The following is a 20,546-nucleotide window of genomic DNA, read 5'->3' on the forward strand; positions in this document are numbered from 1 at the left end:
CCGAGATGGAGTCTCAGGCAAGGCGCCGGATCCGGGGGTCGTTGCGGGTGATCCAGTCGAGCATCAGTTCCCGGCTGAGCTTGCCGCGGTCCGTCAGGGGAAGCTCGGTCAGGGCGAAGTATTCCAGCGGCCGCTTGTTGCGGGCCAGCACGTCCTCGATGCCCGCCTTCAGCTGGGTGGCCGTGATTCCGCCATGGGACGGGACGACGCCGGCGACCACCTTCTGGCCGCGGAGATCATCTGTGGGGCCGGCGGCCACGGCGGCTGCCACGCCGGGAACGGAGGCCAAAGCCAGCTCCACTTCATGCGGGTAGACGTTGGCGCCGGCGGTGATGATCATGTCCGAGCGGCGGCCCAGCATGTGCAGCGTCCCGCCGTCGAGGTAGCCCTGGTCCCCCACCGTGTGCCAGCCGTCGAAACTCTGCAGGGCCTGGCCGTCGTCACCCCAGAGGTAGCCGTCGCTGACCATTCCGCTGCGGACACAGATGTTGCCGTCAGTGCCGTCCGGCAGCTGAACCCCGCGCTCGTCGAGGATGCGGACCTCGACGCCGGGGAACGGCGTGCCGATCCCGGTTCCGCCCTGGTCCGGTTGCTGGCCGGGCCGGAGCCCGGCGCCGGAGACGAAGCTGAGCTCCGAGGCGCCATAGTACTCAAAAATAGTCGCGTTGGGTGCCCAGCGGCGGGCAGCTTCAAGGGTCCGCGCGTCCAGCTTTGAGCCGGCGCAGATGATGCTCCGGATGCCCGAGGCGTCGACGCCGCCGCTGAGTCCCCGTTCGCTGAGGATGCGGAGCATCGTGGGGACAAGGACCAGCCGGGTGATTCCGTCATGGCTGACGGCGGCGTGGGCGTCGCCGACGTCGAACCGGGCCAGGGTGTGGAACTCCGAGCCGGCGTACACGCATTCGGCCAGGGCGTAGAGGTTCAGGCTGGCCGCGAGGGGACCCGGCGCCAGGGTCCTGTCCTCCGTGTCCAGGCCAAAGAATTCGACCGACGCGTCGAAGGAGAGCTGCCAGGACCGGCGGGAGCGGCTGAAGGCTTTCGGGACAGACGTGGTGCCCGAGGTCAGGCCGATCAGGAACGGCGTGTCCGGGCCCCCGTCGGCAAGGTCCGACGCGGTGGCAAGCTCCGACGCGGCGGCCTCCGGGCCCGGGGCTGTCTCACGGATCCGGTCCCTGATCCCGTCCTGCAGATGCTGCGGCCACGTCGGGTCCAGCACGGCGCATTGCCGCTCCCCCGCGACGGCGGCGGCGAACGCGGCGGCGAAGTGCAGCGAGTTCCCCTCAGAAAGCACGGTCACCGCGGCAGGGCCGGTCACCAGCCCGGCGGCCGTGTCGCGCAGCTGCTCCCAGCTGAGGCGCTGCCCGGCCACGACGACGGCAGTACCGTCGGGGCGCTCGTCGGCCCAGCGCTGGAGTCTGTCGAGGAAAGGCATCAGATCAACTTTACCGGCCGCGGGCGGCCGCGCAGCCAGTACACGATATTGTGACTCCCTGAGTTTCAATGACAACGTCCAGCTGGACCCTTCCCAGGTCCAGGACCGGCGCGGCATGGGCCGCGGCGTCAAAGTCGGCGGCGGGATTGGCGGCGGCATCATCCTGCTGATCGCGGCGCTGCTCGGCATCAATCCCTCCCTCCTGGAAGGCCTCGGCGGCACCACGCAGGACTCCGGCTCGCAGAGCCAGAGCACCGCACCGGCCTGCAAGACCGGGGCCGACGCCGATGCCCGGCTCGACTGCCGCATCACCGGCACCGTCAACAGCCTGAACGCCTTCTGGCCCGCCTACCTGGCCCAGTACGACACGAAGTATCCACGGCCGAAGACGGTGATTTTCGATGCGGCCACCAACACCGGCTGCGGCGCGGCGACGTCGGACGTGGGACCGTTCTACTGCCCCGCGGACACCACCGCGTACTTTGACCCGGGGTTCTTCCAGGAGCTTGTGGACCGGTTCGGCTCCTCCGGCGGGCCGCTGGCGCAGGAGTACGTGGTGGCCCACGAGTTCGGCCACCATATCCAGAACGTCCTGGGGAACCTGGACCGCGCCCAGCAGGACCCCCAGGGGCCCGAATCCGGGGCGGTACGGGTGGAACTGCAGGCTGACTGCTACGCCGGACTGTGGGTCCGCTACGCCACGACCCAGCAGGATCCCAACACCGGGGTACCGTTCCTGGAACCGCTGAAGGAACCGGACCTGCAGGATGCCCTCTCCGCCGCCTCGGCCGTGGGTGATGACCGGATCCAGAAAGCCGCGACCGGCCGGGTGTCCCCCGAGGCCTGGACCCACGGTTCCAGCGCCCAGCGCCAGAAGTGGTTCTACCAGGGCTACAAGACCGGCGACATCAACCAGTGCGACACGTTCGGCGTCGCCACCCCGTAGCCCCTAACCTCATCCGCTGCTCCGTAACGGCCGTTTGGGGGTTCCTAAAGGGCCGTTACGGAGCAATCGATGGAACGACGACGGCGGGCCCACCTTGGGAGGTGGGCCCGCCGTCGTCGTATATTGCCGTCCGGGGCGCGGTGCGGTCTTAGATGTTGAAGCCGAGGGCGCGCATCTGGTCGCGGCCGTCTTCGGTGATCCGTTCCGGACCCCACGGCGGCATCCACACCCAGTTGAGGCGCCATTCGTCGACGACCCCGTCCAGGGCCTTGCCGACCTGCTCCTCGATCACGTCGGTGAGCGGGCAGGCAGCGGTGGTGAGCGTCATGTCGATCAGCAGGGCGCCGTCGTCGTCCGAGTACTTCAGGCCGTACAGCAGGCCCAGGTCAACGATGTTCACGCCCAGTTCGGGGTCGATCACATCCTTGAGTGCCTCTTCGACATCCTCGAGGCCCGTGCGGGCCACATTGAGTTCGGTCATTATGTCCTCACTAGGCCTGTGCTGCAGCGGAAGCGGCAGCGATGGTGGCTGCCCCTGCGCCCGTGGCGTAGCGGTCGTAGCCTTCTTCTTCGAGGCGGTCGGCGAGCTCCGGGCCGCCCTCTTCCACAACCTGGCCGTCAACAAAGACGTGCACGAATTCCGGCTTGATGTAGCGCAGGATCCGGGTGTAGTGCGTGATGAGCAGGGTGCCCATGTTGCCTTCGGCGTGGGCGCGGTTGACGCCCTCCGAGACAACCTTGAGTGCGTCGACGTCGAGGCCGGAGTCGGTCTCGTCCAGGATGGCGAACTTCGGCTTGAAGAGTTCCAGCTGGAGGATCTCGACGCGCTTCTTCTCGCCGCCGGAGAAACCCTCGTTGACGTTGCGCTGGGTGAAATCGGCGTCGATGCGCAGCTGCGCCATGGCAGCCTTGACGTCCTTGGTCCAGGTGCGCAGCTTGGGTGCTTCGCCGTCGATGGCCGTCTTGGCGGTCCGCAGGAAGTTCGTCATGCTGACGCCGGGGACCTCGACCGGGTACTGCATGGCCAGGAACAGGCCGGCGCGGGCGCGCTCGTCGACGGTCATGGCGAGGACGTCTTCGCCGTCCAGCGTGATGGTGCCGGAGGTGACGTTGTAGCGCGGGTGCCCGGCGATGGTGGACGCCAGGGTGGACTTGCCGGAACCGTTCGGGCCCATGATCGCGTGGGTCTCGCCCGTGCGGATGGTCAGGCTGACGCCCTTCAGGATTTCCTTCGTGCCCTGCTCGGTGTCAATGCTGACGTGCAGGTCCTTGATCTCAAGAGTAGACATGTGCCTTGTTCTCCTCTGCACGGTGCCCTCCGGCACTGTGCGGTTTCTTGTCGAATTCTTGTCGATAAATTCTGTGGTGCGGGGTGCCGGCTGCGGGCAGCTAGCTGAAGTTCGGGGCCTCGGCGCCGTTCAGGACGTTGGTGAAGTCTACGTAGACCTCATCGTCCAGGACGGTGACAGCAAAGACGGGAACAGGGTCATAGGCCGGCAGCTGGAGCGGCTCACCGCTGCGCAGGTCGAACTGGGAGCCGTGGCCCCAGCACTCGATCTTGCAGCCTTCCACCTCGCCCTCCGAGAGGGAGATGTCAGCGTGCGAGCAGGTGTCACCGATGGCGTGGATCTCCCCCATCGAATCCTTCACGATCGCGACAGGATAGTCGTCGACCAGGATCCGCAGCGCCTGCTTGAGTTGGATCTCGCTGGCGTTGCAGACGAGCTCGCCTCTTGGCTGTTCAGTCATTGATGTTTCCGTGTTCTCCAGTGCTGCGCACTAGTGGTTCGTTGCCGCGAGTTCGCGCTCGACGGCGTCCGTGAGACGCTCCTCGATGGCCGGAACCTTGATCTGCTGGATGATCTCGTTCAGGAAGCCGCGGACCACCAGGCGGCGGGCCACCTCTTCCGGAATGCCTCGGGCCATCAGGTAGAACAGGTGCTGGTCATCGAACCGTCCGGTGGCGCTGGCGTGGCCGGCGCCGGCGATCAGGCCGGTCTCGATCTCAAGGTTCGGCACGGAGTCGGCGCGGGCGCCGTCGGTCAGGACCAGGTTGCGGTTGGCCTCGTAGGTGTCGGTGCCCTCGGCCTCCTTGCGGATCAGGACGTCACCTACCCACACGGTGTGTGCGTTGCGGCCCTGCAGGGCGCCCTTGTAGAGCACGTTGGACTTGCAGTTGGGGACGGCGTGGTCCACGAAGAGCCGCTGTTCCAGGTGCTGGCCGGCGTCGGCAAAGTACAGGCCGAACAGTTCCACTTCAGCGCCGGGGGCGGTGAAGCGGGCCGACGGCGTCACGCGCACCAGGTCCCCGCCAAGGCTGACGACGATGTGCTTGAACTTGGCGTCGCGGCCAAGCTTCGCCTGCTGGGAGGAGGCGTGCACGGCGTTGCCGTTCCATTCCTGGAGCGAGATGACGGTGAGCTGTGCGCCGTCCTCGACGAGGATCTCGATGTTCTCCGAGACGACGGCGGTGCCCTGGTGGTCCAGGACCACGACGGCCTTGGAGAACTTTTCCGCGACGATCACAACGTGCTGCGCGGACGCCTCGGTGCCCTGGCCGGTGAGCAGGACGCTGACCTCGCCGTCCACCTGGACTTCGGCCGGAACCGTGATGACGGTGGCTTCGGTGAAGTTCTCCCAGGCATTCGCGGAGACGCGGTCCTCGGGGATCGCGGCGGAGCCGATCCGGCGGTCGTCACGGCCGACGGTCTCGACGATGACGCTGTCCGGGGCGGTGACGCTGACGGACGGCGCGGCACCGTTGAGGACCGCGGTGTGCAGGCCGCGGAGGCGCTTGAGCGGGGTGAACCGCCAGTCCTCCTCCATGCCGGTCAACGGCTTGAAGTCCGCCAGTTTGTAGGAGGTCAGGCGCCCGGCGCGTGAGCTGTCCGGAATGCCGACGCCGCCGCCGTGCGAGTGGCGCTTGACAGCCTCGCCGGCCAGCGGTGACTTGGACTCCGCGGAGTTCAGCGGTGACAGGCTTTCGCCTTCTTCAGTGAAACCGTTGATGAACGGCTGGGCTGAGGGCGCGCCAATGCGGGCCTTTTCAGTAGTGATGTCAGTCATTAACCGACCGATCCTTCCATCTGCAGTTCAATCAGGCGATTCAGCTCGAGGGCGTATTCCATCGGCAGCTCACGGGCAATCGGCTCGATGAAGCCTCGGACGATCATCGCCATGGCCTCGTCTTCGCGCATGCCGCGGGACATCAGGTAGAACAGCTGTTCTTCGCTGACGCGCGAAACCGTGGCCTCATGCCCCATGGTCACGTCGTCCTCGCGGATGTCGATGTACGGGTAGGTGTCCGAACGGCTGATGGTGTCCACCAGGAGCGCGTCACAGCGGACCGTGTTGGCCGAGTGCTTGGCGCCTTCGCGGACCTGGACCAGGCCGCGGTAGGCGGCACGGCCGCCGCCGCGGGCCACGGACTTGGACACGATCGAGCTCTTGGTGTTCGGCGCGATGTGGACCATCTTGGAGCCGGTGTCCTGGTGCTGGCCTTCGCCGGCGAACGCGATGGACAGGGTCTCGCCCTTGGCGCCCTCGCCGACGAGGTAGACGGCCGGGTACTTCATGGTGACCTTGGAGCCGATATTCCCATCGATCCACTCCATCGTCGCGTTTTCTTCGCAGATGGCGCGCTTGGTGACCAGGTTGTACACGTTGGTGGACCAGTTCTGGATGGTCGTGTAGCGGACGCGGGCGCCCTTCTTCACGATTATTTCCACGACGGCGGAGTGCAGCGAGTCCGAGGTGTAGATCGGCGCAGTGCAGCCTTCGATGTAGTGGACGTAGGAGTCCTCGTCCGCGATGATCAGCGTGCGCTCGAACTGGCCCATGTTTTCCGTGTTAATGCGGAAGTAGGCCTGCAGGGGAATGTCCACGTGGACGCCCTTGGGCACGTATACGAAGGAACCGCCGGACCACACAGCAGTGTTCAGGGAAGCGAACTTGTTGTCGCCCACCGGAATGATGGTGCCGAAGTATTCCTGGAAGATCTCGGGGTGCTCACGCAGTGCAGTGTCGGTGTCCAGGAAGATGACGCCCTGCTGCTCCAGGTCCTCGCGGATCTGGTGGTAGACGACCTCTGACTCGTACTGGGCCGCGACACCGGAGACGAGGCGGCTGCGCTCGGCTTCCGGGATGCCCAGCTTCTCGTACGTGTTCCGGATGTCTTCGGGGAGGTCTTCCCACGTGTTGGCCTGCTTCTCCGTGGACCGCACGAAGTACTTGATGTTGTCGAAGTCGATGCCGGAGAGGTCTGCGCCCCAGGTCGGCATGGGCTTGCGGTCGAAGTACTTCAGGCCCTTAAGGCGCAGGTCCAGCATCCACTCCGGCTCGCTCTTCTTGGCCGAAATGTCGCGGACGACGTCCTCGTTGATGCCGCGGCGGGCGTTGGCGCCAACGTCATTCTTGTCGGACCAGCCGTATTCATAGGTACCGATTCCGTGGAGCTCGGGATTCTTTTCCAGGATCTCCGAAATCACAGTGGATTCAGCAACCTTCTTCTCTGATAGTTGGTCCGTCATCACGGCCTTTCTTGCAGATGGTTGGATTCTTCGTCCAGGTTGCCCGGGGTGGTTGCGTGGCTGTGAGGCCCCCTGGCCGCCGGACGGCCTGTAGGTATGTGGGTGGTGCAGACGTGGCCGCCGCGTGCCAGCGTGGACAACCGGCGGACGTCGACGCCGACCAGCCGGGAGAACACGTCGGTCTCCACGTCGCAGAACACAGGGAACTGCGCGGCCAGCTGCTGGATGGGGCAGTGTCCCTGGCAGAGCTGGACGCTGGAGAGCGCAGCCGGCAGGGGTGCCTTGGCCTCGATGGATGCCGTGGAGGCCACGAACCCGTCCCGGCTCAGCGCCTCTGAGAGTGCCTGTGCCCGGGCGGTGATATCCGGGCCGGCGGCGTCGATCTCCGGGGCGTAGCGGCGTTCCATGTCGCCGAAGCGCTCGACGGCGAACTGACGCACGGCGTCGGGGCCGGCCATTTCGCCCAGGCGCTGAAGCGCCAGGGTGGCGATGTCCAGATAATCGTTGCCGAGCGTGGACTGGCCCTGGGAGCTGAGGACATAGCGGCGTGCGGGACGACCGGCACCGGCACCGGCACGGGCTGCCCGCTTCACCTCGATCACGCCATCGCGGGAGAGGTGGTCCAGGTGCCGCCGGACCGCGGCAGGTGTGAAACCAAGCATGTCGCCGAGTTCCGAGGCACTGATGGGGCCATGTTCCAGGACTGCGTTCAGCACGCGGTCCCGGGTGCGGTCCTCGGCGTCGACCGCCGGGAAGGCGGCTACTGCCTGGGCGGCCACGGAACCCACCGGCCCGGACGCAACGGCTGAGGCCGTGCGCGGGCGGCCGCCGGCGAGGGCGACAGAAGGAGAGAGGCTCATGGAATACACAACACAATCATGTCGTAATTTAGTCCCCTGATCCAGTAAGGCATGACTATCCTCAGGCCGCGTCCACGCCACCCGCAACGTGCAGCCTGCGGCCCGGGGGCGGCGACGGGCCGGAACCGGACGTACTACATCCCGTAGAATGCTGTGGTGCGATCCCCCGAATCCCCCGTCCTGTCCATCAGCGGGCTAGTCAAGGATGTTGGTCCACTGCCCACCCTCGACGGCAAAATGCTGCGGGTGGTCAGCGGGCTTTCCCTCGTTGCCGAACGTGGTCAAGTCACGGCCCTGCTGGGGGCCAACGGCGCGGGCAAAACCACCACCATCGAATGCGCCCAGGGACTGCAGAAACGCACCCACGGCAGCATCAGCCTCCTGGGCGAAGACCCGGACACTGCCGGGGCAGGGCTGCGCGCCCGCGTCGGAGTGATGCTCCAGGACGGCGGACTGCCGCCGTCGGCCCGTCCCATCCCCCTGCTCAAGCATATTGCCGGCATGTACCAGGACCCGTGGCCGGTTGACGAACTCATTGAACGCCTTGGCATCGACAGCTTCAGCAGGACCTCGGTCCGGCGGCTCTCCGGCGGGCAGAAACAGCGGCTCGCGCTTGCGGCCGCACTCGTGGGCAACCCCGAGGTGCTGTTCCTGGACGAGCCCAGCGCCGGCCTGGACCCGCAGTCGCGACAACTCGTGTTCGAGCTCATTTCCGAACTCCGGAACCGCGGGATGGGGATCATCCTCACCACCCACCTCATGGATGACGCCCAGCGCCTCGCGGACTACGTCTACATCATCGACGCCGGCCGCAATGTCGCCGAGGGCACCGTCGCGCAGCTCCTGCAGCACCCCCTGCCACCGGACGCCGGAGAGCAGCACATCCGCACCCTGCTGTTCGAGACCGACCCCGGGCTGGATTTCACCGGGGTACTGCCCGACGGCGTCAACATCACCGAAGCGCGGGCCGGCAGCTACGCCGCCACCGGGGCGCTCACCGCGGCCGACCTCGCGGCGATCACCGCCTGGTGGGCAGCCCGGGGCATCATGCCCCGCTCGCTGAGCCTTGAGGCCCGCAGCCTTGAGGACGTCTTCCTCGACATCTCCGGAAGGGAAATCCGATGACCCGCGACAGTGCCGCACTGGGGAGCGCGCCGCTGGGCAGCGCCCCGCCGGCCCGCCCCCTCGGGAGCCCCCCGGCGCCGCTGCTGCGCCGCATTGTGCTGCAGGGCAAGTACGAGACCATCACCATGCTCCGGAACGGCGAACAGCTGATCCTGGCGATCGTGCTGCCGCTGCTGGCCATGGTGGGCCTCACGGTCACCCCCCTCCTGGACGGTTTCGGCGCGAGCCGGATCAATGTTGCTGTGCCGGGCATTCTCGCACTGTGTGCCATGTCCACGGCCTTCACCGGCCAGGGCATCTCCACCGGGTTTGACCGTCGCTATGGGGTCCTGCGATTCCTGTCCACCACTCCCCTGGGCCGCACCGGGCTGATCGCCGGAAAGGTCCTTGCCGTCCTCGCGGTCCTCGCCCTGCAGGTCCTGGTGGTCACGGCTGTCGCCCTGATGCTGGGCTGGCAGCCGAATCCGCTCGGCTGGGTCCCCGGACTGGCCGTTCTGGTGCTCGGCGCCGCGGCGTTTACCGCACTGGGCCTGCTCGTCGCGGGGACCGTGCGGCCGGAAGCGACCCTGGCCATCACCAACCTGCTCTGGATCCTGCTGGGTGCCCTCGGCGGGATCGTGATCCCGGCCGAACGGCTTCCCGCCCTGCTGCAGTCGATCGTGCACTACCTCCCCTCCGGCGCCCTGGGACAGTCGCTGAGGGAAGCGTTCCTGTCCGGCAGCGTCAACCCCGTCCCGGTACTTGTCCTGCTGCTCTGGACGGCCATCGCCGGCGGCGCAGCAACCCGTTGGTTCAAATGGAATTGAGAAAACTGTGAGCACGGCTTCCCGCCCTCCCCGGACCGCTTCCCGGAACATCGCCTGGCTGCCCGTCACCGTCAACAAGACGGTCCAGCGGCTGGCGGTGCTCTCCCTGGTCGGCCAGACCCTCCTGATCGTGACCGGCGGCGCCGTCCGCCTCACCGCCTCGGGCCTGGGCTGCCCGACGTGGCCGCGCTGCACGGATTCATCGCTCGTGAACACCCCGGAAATGGGGATCCACGGCATTATCGAATTCGGCAACCGGCTCCTCACCTTCGCGCTGGCGGCGGTCGCCGTCGCGATGCTGGTGTATCTGTGGAATCTCCGCAAGGAACGCCGCGACCTCTTCCTGCTGGCCCTGGGCCTGCTCGCCAGCATCCCGGCGCAGGCCGTCATCGGCGGCATCACCGTGCTGACCCAGCTGAACCCCTGGGTTGTGGGGCTGCACTTCCTGGTTTCGATGGCCCTCGTGGTCGTGGCCACGCTGCTGGTCAACCGCGCTTACGGGCGGACAGGGAGGTTCCGGACGGCTGAACTGGCGGCCCTGCCGGGCATCGCACGTCCGCTCATGACCGCCGTCGCGCTGTTTTCCGCCGTGGCAGTCTGCCTCGGTGTGGTGGTGACGGGCGCGGGCCCGCACGCGGGCGACGCCGACGCCCCGCGCAACGACCTGGACTGGGACCTGTTCTCGCACATCCATGCCGTTCCGGCCTACCTGGTGACCGCCGGGGCGCTGTTCGCGCTGTACCTTGTCCTCCGTGACCGGATTCCCGGCCCGTTCCGCGCCGCCGTCTTTATGCTCCTGGGCGTCACCGTGCTGCAGGCCGTCATCGGTTTCACGCAGTATTACAACGGTATCCCGGCGCTCCTGGTCGCCGCGCACATGCTCGGCTCAGCCCTGCTGATGAGCGCGGCCACCAATGCCGCAGACCTCGCCCGCAGCAGCCCGGTCAAGTAGCCGGGTTGAAAACAGGGTTGAAGTAGGACCCGAACAAACAACGCGGGGTCACCTGGCGCCTATCCGGAGCACCGGAAGGGGCGTTAGGTGACCCCGCGTTGTTCTTGCGGAGTGCAGTGGGAGGTATCTGGCTAGCCGCCCATGATGGCCGAGCCGACGAAGGGATCGACTGCGAGGGCGATGAAGAGCAGGGTCAGGTAGCTGATGGAGCCGTGGAAGACCTTCATGGCGCCCTTGTTGGACACGTCGCCGGCCTGCGCCCGGCTGTACAGCGCGTGGGATTCGTAGAGGAACCACGCTCCGGCGAGCACCGCGGTGACGGTGTAGACCCAGCCGGCCCCGCCGGCCGGCACCAACAGCAGCGAGCACACCACCATGGCCCACGCGTAGAGGACCACCTGGACCGAGACCACCTTGGCCCCGGCGATCGCGCCGAGCATCGGGACATTGGCGTTGCGGTAGTCCTCGCCGTAGCGCATGGACAGCGGCCAGTAGTGCGGCGGGGTCCACAGGAAGATGACCATAAAGAGCACGACGGCGGGCCACTCCACCGTGTTGGTGACGGCCGCCCACGCAATCAGCACGGGGAAGCAGCCGGCGGCCCCGCCCCAGACGATGTTCTGGGCCGTGCGGCGCTTGAGGATCATCGTGTAGATGACCACGTAGAAGACAATTGCGCCCACGCCAAGCCAGGCTGCGAGCGGGTTGGCCCCGAACCAGAGGATCGCGATCGCTGCCGCGCCGAGGAGCCAGGAGAAGACCAGGGCCTCGCGCGGGGTGACCTCACCCGTGACGAGGGGCCGGTTCTCGGTGCGGTGCATGAGCTTGTCGATGTCGCGGTCGAGATAGCAGTTGAAGGAGCCTGCGCTGCCGGCGGCAAAGGCGCCGCCCACGAGGGTTGCAACGATGAGGCCGATCGACGGGAAGCCGCGTTCCGCGTAGATCATGGTCGGCAGGGTGCTGACCAGCAGGAGTTCGATGACGCGGGGTTTCGTAAGCGCCAGATAGGCCTTGGCTTTGCGGGCGAAGCCGACTCTTCCGCGGAGGGGAGGGGCGTTCAGCGGCGTATCTGTTGTGCTCACGGTGGCAGTCACTCTGTTCTGTCTGGCTGTTCATTCCGGCTTCTGACGCAACGCGGGTTGCATATGGAGGGGTCACGCGCAGCGCACAGGCGTGTCCCCGCCCCCGTTGGTAGCCACCACCATCATACCGTGCAGGCACAGGCGGGCGGGTCCGGTGCCTGCCGCCGTCGGTCCCCCGTGATTCGAACAGATTAACGCGGGTTCACAGCCGCCGCGGACGCCGGTGATTCATATAAGCGAAAATCCGGTCCATTTGGTGAGATATACAGCGCCCGCCCAGTGGAATGGGGCTAAGCTGTCTGCAGATCAGCGCGCACCGGCACGGCCAAAAGGGCCGTCCCAAAGTTTGAAGTGTCTGTCCGCAGTTTCTGCAGATGTTCCTTCGCACGCGCGGCTGAATGATAGATCAACGTTTCGATGGTGAACGGCTGGTACGTACCGCAGCGGGCACCGAACTGTGCCCCGGGCGGGACTGACCATACCACCCGCCGTCAGCACAGAGAGGGGCCCGGTTTTCGTGCCACATTTGGAAGAGCAAGAACTGTCATGGACCAGCTTGGACCAGCGCGCCGTGGACACCATCCGTGTCCTTGCCGCCGACGCTGTGGAGAAGGTCGGTAACGGCCACCCCGGCACCGCCATGAGCCTGGCTCCGGCCGCTTACCTTCTCTTCCAGAAGCTGATGCGGCACGACCCGAAGAACCCTGACTGGCTGGGGCGCGACCGTTTTGTCCTCTCGCCCGGCCACACCTCCCTGACGCTGTACATCCAGCTCTTCCTCTCCGGCTACGGCCTGGAACTGAAGGACCTTGAGGCGCTGCGCACCTGGGGTTCACTGACCCCGGGCCACCCGGAGTACAAGCACACCGCCGGCGTGGAGATCACCACCGGCCCGCTGGGCCAGGGCCTGGCCTCGGCTGTCGGGTTCGCCTACTCCCAGCGCCGCCAACGCGGCCTGTTCGACGCCGACGCCGCCCCCGGCACCAGCCCGTTCGACCACACCATCTGGGTCATCGCCTCCGACGGCGACCTCCAGGAGGGCGTGACGTCCGAGGCCTCCTCGCTCGCCGGGCACCAGGAGCTCGGCAACCTCGTGGTGATCTACGACGAGAACCACATCTCGATCGAGGACGACACCGACATCGCCTTCACCGAGGATGTCCTGAAGCGGTACGAAGCCTACGGCTGGCACACCCAGCGCGTCGACTGGACCCGCACCGGCGAATACAAGGAGGACGTCCAGGAACTCCACGCCGCGCTCCTCGCCGCCAAGGCCGAGACGGGCAAGCCCTCGATCATCTCGCTGCGCACGATCATCGGCTACCCGGCCCCCAAGAAGCAGAACACCGGCAAGATCCACGGCTCCGCCCTCGGCGCCGAGGAAGTCGCCGCACTGAAGAAGGTCCTCGGGTTCGACCCGGAGCGCTCCTTCCAGGTCGACGACGACGTCCTGGCCCACGCCCGTGAGGCTGTGGACCGCGGCGCCGCCGCCCGCACACAATGGCAGGCATCCTTCGAGGCTTGGCAGTCCGGGAATCCGGAGGCCGCCGCCCTGCTCGAACGCGTCGAAGCCCGCAAGCTGCCGGCCGAGCTCGATGCCGCACTTCCGGTGTTCGAGGCCGGCAAGGACGTTTCGACCCGCGCTGCCTCCGGCAAGGTCCTGAACGCGATCGGCCCGGTGATGCCGGAGCTGTGGGGCGGTTCGGCCGACCTCGCCGAGTCCAACAACACCACGATCGAGGGTTCGCCGTCGTTCATCCCGGCCTCCCGCTCCACGGCGGCCTGGAAGGGCAACCCCTACGGCCGCGTGCTGCACTTCGGCATCCGCGAACACGCCGCCGCGTCGATCGTCAACGGCATCAGCCTGCACGGCCGCACCCGCGCCTTCTCCGGCACCTTCCTGATATTCAGCGACTACCAGCGCCCGGCAATCCGCCTCGGCGCGCTCATGGGGGTCCCGTCGCTGTACGTCTGGACGCACGACTCGATCGGGCTCGGCGAAGACGGACCGACCCACCAGCCGGTGGAGCAGCTTGCCTCGCTCCGCGCAATCCCGGGCCTGGATGTCGTCCGCCCGGGCGACGCCAACGAGGTCGCGGCCGCCTGGAAGGTCATGCTCGAGAACCACGAGAACCCGGCCGGCATTGTGCTGACCCGCCAGAACATCCCCACCTATGCCCGCGGCACGTCCGAGGCTGAAGGTGACACCTTTGGTTCCACCGCCGGAGTGGCCAAGGGCGGCTACGTCCTGGCCGAAGCGTCGGCCAACGGACGGACCGCCGAGGCGCAGGTCATCCTGATCGGCACCGGCTCGGAGGTCCAGCTTGCCGTGAACGCCCGCGAAGCACTTCAGGCCGAGGGCATCCCCACCCGCGTCGTTTCCATGCCGTGCGTGGAGTGGTTCAACAAGCAGGACGCCGCCTACCGCGAAGCGGTGCTCCCGGCCGCCGTCAAGGCACGGGTGTCCGTCGAAGCCGGCCTCGCCCTGGGCTGGAAGGAATTCGTCGGCGACGCAGGCCGTTCCATCAGCCTCGAGCACTTCGGCGCCTCGGCGGACTACAAGCGCCTGTTCCAGGAGTTCGGCATCACCGCGGAGGCCGTTGCCGCCGCAGCCAAGGAATCCCTCGCCGGCCCCACGGCCTGACCCCAACTTCACGCTTTCCGGGCCGCCGCCCATTGACGGCGGCGGCCCCAGACTTCAGGAGTGACACATGAACACGACCCCCACCGCTACCCCCACGCAGCAGCTGTCCGACGCCGGCGTCTCCATCTGGCTCGATGACCTGTCCCGTGGCCGCCTCGACACCGGCACGCTGCGCACGCTGATCGAAGAGAAGAACGTTGTCGGTGTCACCACGAACCCCAGCATCTTCCACGCGGCCATCACCACCGGCCACGACTACGACGCCGTCATCGCCGCCCAGGCGGCAGCCGGCGCCAGCGTCGAGGAGACTGTCTTCGCCATCACCGCGACCGACGTCGCCGATGCCTGCGACCTCTTCGCCCCGGTGGCCGCAGCCACCAAGGGTGTCGACGGGCGCGTCTCGATCGAGGTTGACCCCCGCCTCGCCTGGGATACTGCCGGCACCATCACCGAGGCCAAGGAACTCTACGCCAAGGTCAACAAGGACAACGTCCTGATCAAGATCCCCGCCACCCTCGAGGGCCTGGAAGCCATCACCGCCACCCTGGCGGCCGGGATCAGCGTCAACGTCACCCTGATCTTCTCGCTGGAGCGCTACCGCGCCGTCATCAACGCTTTCCAGAGCGGCCTGGAGCAGGCCAAGGAGAACGGCCACGACCTCGCCAGGATCCATTCGGTGGCGTCCTTCTTCGTCTCCCGCGTGGACTCCGAAATCGACAAGCGCCTCGACGCGATCGGCACGGACGAGGCACGGGCCCTCAAGGGCAAGGCCGGCCTGGCGAACGCCCGCCTCGCCTACCAGGTCTACGAGGAGCTCTTCTCCACCGAGCGCTGGGCCCTCCTGGCCGACGCCGGAGCCCTCCCGCAGCGTCCGCTGTGGGCCTCTACCGGCGTCAAGGACCCGGCCTACCCGGACACCCTGTACGTCACGGAACTCGTCGCCCCCGGCGTCGTGAACACCATGCCGGAGAAGACCCTCGACGCGACGTTCGACCACGGCACCGTCACGGGCAACACGATCAGCCGCGGCTATGACGACGCCAACGCCACACTGAACGCGCTCGATGTCCTCGGCATCTCCTACAACGAGGTTGTCGCGGTGCTCGAGTCCGAAGGCCTCGACAAGTTCGTGGCCAGCTGGAAGGAACTGCTGGCCGACGTCGAGGGCGCCCTCGCCGCTGCACGGAAGGACGCATAGTCCCATGACGACTCTCAGCTACGACGCCACGGGCGCCGCCCGCCTGGCCCACGATCAGCACCTGCCCGCCCTGCTCGCAGACAAGGTGGCCACCCGGATCTTCGCCAAGGACGCCACTCTGTGGGGCCCCGACGCCGAGGCCGAGGCGTCCGTCCGGCTCGGCTGGGTGGAGGCGGCCACCGTCTCCCAGCAGCTCGTCGCGGACATCCTGGCCCTCCGGGACGCCCTGCGCGCCGAGGGCGTCAGCCGGATTGTGCTGTGCGGCATGGGCGGTTCCTCGTTGGCCCCCGAGGTGATTGCCGGAACCGCCGGCGTCGAGCTGACCGTGCTCGACAGCACCGATCCGGAGCAGGTCGCCGCCGCACTCGCGGACCGGCTGAACGAAACTGCGATCGTGGTGTCTTCCAAGTCCGGCTCCACCCTGGAAACCGATTCCCAGCGCCGGATCTTCGAGCACGCGTTCACCGAGGCCGGACTCGACGCGAAGAGCCGGATCATCATCGTCACCGATCCCGGCTCGCCCCTGGACAAGGCCTCCCGCGAGGCCGGCTACCGGGCCGTTTTCAATGCGGACCCCACCGTCGGCGGACGCTACTCGGCGCTCACCGCGTTCGGGATGGTGCCGTGCGGCCTGGCCGGCGTAGACATCCAGGCCTTCCTGGACGAAGCTGAAGAGGCCGCCGAGGTCCTCAATGAGGACGGCGAAGAAAACATCGGCCTCGCCCTCGGCGCCGCGCTGGGCGGCACCAACCCGCTGCGCAACAAGATCGTCATCGCCGAGGACGGCTCGGGTATCAAGGGCTTCCCGGACTGGGCCGAACAGCTCATCGCCGAATCCACCGGCAAGCTCGGCACCGGCGTGCTGCCCGTCGTCGCCGGGCCCTCCTCACCGGAGGCCACCCTCGGCGCCCCCGACGTCCTGGTGGTCCGCCTCGTTGCGGCGGACGCCGACGTCGAACTCGGCGAAAACGAGGTCGCGATCGCCGGCGGCCTGCCCACCCAGATGATGACCTGGGAATTCGCCACTGCGGTGGCCGGCCGCCTCCTCGGGATCAACCCCTATGACCAGCCCGACGTCGAAGCCGCCAAGGTGGCTGCCCGCGGACTGCTGGACGCCCAGCCGGAACCGACGCCGGCAGCCTTCACCGACGGCGCCATCGAGGTCCGCGGCGGGGAGTGGCTGGGCGGCGCCAGCACGGCCGCCGGTGCCGTCAGCGCGCTCCTCGGCGAACTGGGCCCGGACAGCTACCTGAGTGTCCAGGCCTACTTCGACCGGCTCGCCTACGCGCCCCTCGAGGGTGTCCGGGACCAGTTGGCAGCCGTCAGCGGCCGTCCCGTGACGTTCGGCTGGGGCCCGCGTTTCCTGCATTCCACCGGGCAGTTCCACAAGGGCGGGCCTTCGATCGGCGTCTTCCTGCAGGTGACGGCCGCGGCCGGCACTGACCTGGCCATTCCGGACCGGCCCTTCACCTTCGGCGAGCTGATCTCGGCCCAGGCCGCCGGCGATGCGCAGGTGCTCTCCGAACATGGCCGCCCGGTCCTCCGGCTCCACTTGACGGACCGTGCGGCCGGCGTCCGCCAGTTGCAGGACCTTGTGTCCACGCTGGCCGGCCAGGCAGTCCCCTCCACCGAAAGCTAAGGCACCCACGCAACCATGCCAGACAAATACAACAGCGGCCGGACGTCCGCGGGCCGGGGGCGCAACCCGCTCCGGGATCCGCGGGACCGCCGCCTGAACCGTATTGCGGGGCCGTCATCGCTGGTCCTTTTCGGGGTCACGGGGGACCTCGCCCGCAAGAAACTCATGCCGGCCGTGTACGACCTGGCCAACCGCGGGCTGCTGCCGCCGAGCTTCGCCCTGGTGGGCTTCGCCCGGCGGGAGTGGGATAACGAGGACTTCGCGGCCGAGGTCAAGGACGCTGTCAAGGCCTACGCCCGCACCCCGTTCGACGAAACGGTGTGGACGCAACTGTCCGAGGGCATCCGCTTCGTGCAGGGCGAGTTCGACGACGACGACGCCTTCAAACGGCTCAGCGAAACCGTTGACGAACTCGACGAGCAGCGCGGGACGCGCGGCAACCACGCGTTCTACCTCTCCATCCCGCCGAACGCCTTCGAACTGGTCTGCCGGCAGCTGTCCAAGCACGGCCTGGCCCAGGCCGAGGGTGACAAGTGGCGCCGCGTCGTCATCGAGAAGCCCTTCGGCCACAACCTGGAGTCTGCACGGCAGCTCAACGACATCGTTGAGTCGGTCTTCCCGCCGGACGCGGTCTTCCGGATCGACCACTACCTGGGCAAGGAGACGGTGCAGAACATCCTGGCGCTGCGCTTCGCCAACCAGCTCTTCGAGCCGCTGTGGAACGCGAACTACGTTGACCACGTCCAGATCACCATGGCCGAGGACATCGGCACCGGCGGCCGGGCCGGCTACTATGACGGCGTGGGCGCCGCCCGCGACGTCATCCAGAACCACCTGCTGCAGCTCCTGGCGCTGACCGCGATGGAAGAGCCGATCTCCTTCAACGCCGATGACCTCCGCGCGGAGAAGGAAAAGGTCCTCGCCGCCGTCCGGCTCCCCGAGGACCTCTCCACCCACTCGGCGCGCGGGCAGTTCACCGGCGGCTGGCAGGGCGGCGAAAAGGTCGTCGGCTACCTCGAGGAGGACGGCATCCCCGCCGACTCCACAACGGAGACGTTCGCCGCGATCCGGGTCGACATCAACACCCGCCGCTGGTCCGGGGTACCGTTCTACCTGCGCGCCGGCAAGCGGCTGGGCCGCCGGGTGACCGAGATCGCCGTCGTGCTCAAACGCGCACCGAACCTGCTCTTCACGGACCACGGCGAGGACGACTTCGGCCAGAACGCCGTCGTGATCCGGGTCCAGCCCGACGAGGGTGCCACCATCCGCTTCGGGTCCAAGGTCCCGGGCACGCAGATGGAAGTCCGCGACGTCACGATGGACTTCGGCTACGGACACTCCTTCACCGAGTCCAGCCCGGAGGCGTACGAACGGCTCATCCTCGACGTGCTCCTCGGCGAGCCGCCGCTCTTCCCCCGCCATGCGGAAGTCGAGCTGTCCTGGAAAATCCTCGATCCCTTCGAGGACTACTGGGCGAGCCTGGACGAACAACCCGAACCCTACGCCCCCGGAAGCTGGGGACCTGCCTCCGCCGACGAGCTCCTGGCCCGTGACGGACGAACCTGGAGAAGGCCATGATCGTAGATCTTCCCAACACCACCACTTCCAAGATCTCCAAGAAGATCATGGCCCTGCGCGAGCAGGGCGGTGTGATTGCCCTCGGCCGGGTGCTGACCCTCGTGGTCGTCACCAAGTCCGGGCTGGAGGAGGAGGCCATCGAGGCCGCCAACGAGGCCAGCCGGGAACATCCCTGCCGGATCATCGTCCTCGCCGACGCCGGAGCCGAGGCACCCACCCGCCTTGACGCGCAGATCCGGGTGGGCGGCGACGCCGGCGCGTCCGAGGTCATCCTGCTCCGCGGCTACGGCGAACTCGCGGAGGAAAGCGAATCGCTCGTCGCGGCCCTGCTGCTGCCGGATGCGCCGATCGTGGCGTGGTGGCCGCACGGCGCCCCGAAGAACGCCTGCGAGACGTCCATTGGCCGGATCGCGCACCGCAGGATCACGGACTCGGCCAACGAGCCCGACCCGCAGCGCGCGCTGGAGAACATCCGCCGCACCTACAAGGCCGGCGATACGGACCTGGCCTGGACCCGCCTGACCAACTGGCGGATCCAGCTGGCCGCAGTCCTGGACCAACTCGACAGCTCCCCCATTACGGCCGTCGCCGTCGAAGGAGCCTCGGACTCCCCCAGCACGATCCTGCTCGCCGCGTGGCTGACGCTCGCACTGGATGCCCCGGTGACGATCGTCGAGGACCCCGCCGGTACCGGGATCCGGCGCGTGCGGCTCACCCGCACCGGCGGCGACGTGCAGCTGTTCCGGCCTGGCCTCACCGTGGCGGAACTGAGCCAGCCGGGCCAGCCGGTGCAGCGCATCTCCCTGCCGCGCCGGAGCCTGAAGGACTGCCTCGCCGAAGAACTCCGCCGCCTCGACCCCGACGAAGTGTTCGGTGAAGTGATTACTATTGGACTGCCACGTACCAATCTAAGGAGTGTCCGTCCCAGTGAGCGCTGACCCCAGAGTAAGCATCCATCCCGACTCGATCGTCCTGATGTCCGCCATCGCGGCACGCCTGATCACCAAACTGGTGGACATCCAGGACAAGCACGGCGAGGCGACGGTGGTGCTGACCGGGGGATCGATGGGCATCGGCTCGCTCAAGGCTGTGGCCGAGTCGCCGGCGGCTCCCGCCGTCGACTGGTCCAAGGTCAATTTCTGGTGGGGTGACGAGCGCTTCGTTGCAGCCGGGGATCCCGAACGCAACGCCCACCAGGCCCACGAGGCACTGCTCTCGCACATCAACGCGGACCCGGCGCGGATCCACGTGCCCGGATCCACCGGGGACTTCGGCACTCCTGAGGAGGCGGCCGCGGACTACGCCCGCCGGCTGGCGGACGCCGCGTCCGCTGAACACGCCGCGGACATGTCCGATGACCGGCCGGAGCAACCGTCCGCGCTCCCCCGCTTCGACATCGTCCTCCTCGGTGTGGGGCCGGACGCGCACATTGCGTCGCTCTTCCCGGAACAGGCCGGCATCCGCGAGAAGGAACTCACCGTGGTCGGGGTCCGCAATTCACCCAAGCCGCCGCCCCTGCGGGTTTCCCTGACGCTGCCCGCCATCAACACGGCGTCGGAGATCTGGATGGTAGTGGCCGGCGAGGACAAGGCCGGGGCCGTGGGCCTGGCCCTTGCCGGCGCCAACCCGGTGCAGGTGCCGGCGGCCGGGCCGCGGGGGCGCAACGAAACGCTGTGGCTGATCGACGAAAACGCGGCCTCCAAGGTTCCGGCCCAGCTGGTCCGGAAGGGCTAGTCCGCGCGGCTATCGCCCTGC

General features: G+C 67.5%; 18 protein-coding genes. 10 read left to right on the top strand and 8 right to left on the bottom strand.

The window, feature by feature from the left end; translation table 11 throughout:
* Positions 1–13: 13 nt before the first annotated feature.
* Positions 14–1,432 carry a class I adenylate-forming enzyme family protein gene (locus tag GXK59_RS08435; protein WP_160665957.1) on the bottom strand — a complete coding sequence of 473 codons (1,419 nt, stop codon included), beginning with the start codon at positions 1,430–1,432 and terminating at the stop codon, positions 14–16.
* Positions 1,433–1,490: 58 nt separating this feature from the next.
* On the opposite strand from GXK59_RS08435, the gene ypfJ reads away from it, so the two are divergent.
* A complete protein-coding gene (gene ypfJ, locus GXK59_RS08440; protein ID WP_160669057.1) occupies positions 1,491–2,378 on the top strand; it encodes a KPN_02809 family neutral zinc metallopeptidase in 888 nt (295 codons plus the stop codon).
* Positions 2,379–2,526: 148 nt separating this feature from the next.
* Here the strand turns inward: ypfJ and GXK59_RS08445 are convergent, their stop codons facing one another.
* From GXK59_RS08445 to GXK59_RS08470, 6 genes are all read right to left on the bottom strand, one after another.
* Entirely contained in the window at positions 2,527–2,859 is a 333-nt protein-coding gene (locus tag GXK59_RS08445; RefSeq protein WP_056434018.1) for a metal-sulfur cluster assembly factor, read from the bottom strand.
* A 10-nt stretch (positions 2,860–2,869) separates the two neighbouring features.
* Complete coding sequence (gene sufC, locus GXK59_RS08450; protein WP_160665959.1) at positions 2,870–3,667, bottom strand: Fe-S cluster assembly ATPase SufC; 798 nt, start codon at positions 3,665–3,667, stop codon at positions 2,870–2,872.
* A 100-nt stretch (positions 3,668–3,767) separates the two neighbouring features.
* A complete protein-coding gene (locus GXK59_RS08455) occupies positions 3,768–4,127 on the bottom strand; it encodes a non-heme iron oxygenase ferredoxin subunit (RefSeq protein ID WP_024365476.1) in 360 nt (119 codons plus the stop codon).
* Positions 4,128–4,157: 30 nt separating this feature from the next.
* Entirely contained in the window at positions 4,158–5,444 is a 1,287-nt protein-coding gene (sufD, locus tag GXK59_RS08460; RefSeq protein WP_160665961.1) for a Fe-S cluster assembly protein SufD, read from the bottom strand.
* Complete coding sequence (sufB, locus tag GXK59_RS08465) at positions 5,444–6,907, bottom strand: Fe-S cluster assembly protein SufB (protein WP_160665963.1); 1,464 nt, start codon at positions 6,905–6,907, stop codon at positions 5,444–5,446. The genes sufD and sufB overlap by 1 nt, the downstream gene beginning before the upstream one ends.
* Positions 6,907–7,767: a winged helix-turn-helix transcriptional regulator gene (locus GXK59_RS08470; RefSeq protein WP_160665965.1), complete on the bottom strand. Its 861-nt coding sequence runs from the start codon at positions 7,765–7,767 to the stop codon at positions 6,907–6,909. Before GXK59_RS08470 ends, sufB begins: the two co-directional genes overlap by 1 nt.
* A gap of 156 nt (positions 7,768–7,923) precedes the next feature.
* Between GXK59_RS08470 and GXK59_RS08475 the strand changes: the two genes are divergently transcribed.
* Genes GXK59_RS08475 through GXK59_RS08485 form a run of 3 tightly spaced genes read left to right on the top strand, consistent with a single transcriptional unit; the run spans position 7,924 to position 10,650 of the window.
* A complete protein-coding gene (locus GXK59_RS08475) occupies positions 7,924–8,892 on the top strand; it encodes an ABC transporter ATP-binding protein (RefSeq protein WP_160665967.1) in 969 nt (322 codons plus the stop codon).
* Positions 8,889–9,698, top strand: a complete 810-nt coding sequence (locus GXK59_RS08480) for an ABC transporter permease (RefSeq protein ID WP_160665969.1) — start codon at positions 8,889–8,891, stop codon at positions 9,696–9,698. The genes GXK59_RS08475 and GXK59_RS08480 overlap by 4 nt, the downstream gene beginning before the upstream one ends.
* Positions 9,699–9,705: 7 nt before the next feature.
* Positions 9,706–10,650: a COX15/CtaA family protein gene (locus GXK59_RS08485; RefSeq protein ID WP_160665971.1), complete on the top strand. Its 945-nt coding sequence runs from the start codon at positions 9,706–9,708 to the stop codon at positions 10,648–10,650.
* A gap of 131 nt (positions 10,651–10,781) precedes the next feature.
* On the opposite strand, the gene GXK59_RS08490 is transcribed toward GXK59_RS08485, so the two are convergent.
* Positions 10,782–11,744, bottom strand: a complete 963-nt coding sequence (locus tag GXK59_RS08490; RefSeq protein WP_160665973.1) for a heme o synthase — start codon at positions 11,742–11,744, stop codon at positions 10,782–10,784.
* Between the two features lie 514 nt (positions 11,745–12,258).
* On the opposite strand from GXK59_RS08490, the gene tkt reads away from it, so the two are divergent.
* The 6 genes from tkt (at position 12,259) to pgl (ending at position 20,525) form a co-directional block, all read left to right on the top strand.
* A complete protein-coding gene (gene tkt / locus GXK59_RS08495) occupies positions 12,259–14,376 on the top strand; it encodes a transketolase (protein ID WP_160669058.1) in 2,118 nt (705 codons plus the stop codon).
* 67 nt (positions 14,377–14,443) lie between these two features.
* Positions 14,444–15,574, top strand: coding sequence for a transaldolase (tal, locus tag GXK59_RS08500; RefSeq protein ID WP_160665975.1), 1,131 nt, complete (start codon positions 14,444–14,446; stop codon positions 15,572–15,574).
* Positions 15,575–15,578: 4 nt separating this feature from the next.
* Entirely contained in the window at positions 15,579–17,213 is a 1,635-nt protein-coding gene (locus GXK59_RS08505; RefSeq protein ID WP_160665977.1) for a glucose-6-phosphate isomerase, read from the top strand.
* A gap of 15 nt (positions 17,214–17,228) precedes the next feature.
* Positions 17,229–18,791 carry a glucose-6-phosphate dehydrogenase gene (gene zwf / locus GXK59_RS08510; protein ID WP_160665979.1) on the top strand — a complete coding sequence of 521 codons (1,563 nt, stop codon included), beginning with the start codon at positions 17,229–17,231 and terminating at the stop codon, positions 18,789–18,791.
* Positions 18,788–19,729 carry a glucose-6-phosphate dehydrogenase assembly protein OpcA gene (locus GXK59_RS08515; RefSeq protein WP_160665981.1) on the top strand — a complete coding sequence of 314 codons (942 nt, stop codon included), beginning with the start codon at positions 18,788–18,790 and terminating at the stop codon, positions 19,727–19,729. The genes zwf and GXK59_RS08515 overlap by 4 nt, the downstream gene beginning before the upstream one ends.
* Positions 19,730–19,766: 37 nt before the next feature.
* Entirely contained in the window at positions 19,767–20,525 is a 759-nt protein-coding gene (pgl, locus tag GXK59_RS08520) for a 6-phosphogluconolactonase (RefSeq protein WP_202129198.1), read from the top strand.
* Positions 20,526–20,546: the final 21 nt, after the last annotated feature.

The organism is Pseudarthrobacter sp. ATCC 49987, assembly GCF_009928425.1.
Taxonomy (GTDB): domain Bacteria; phylum Actinomycetota; class Actinomycetes; order Actinomycetales; family Micrococcaceae; genus Arthrobacter.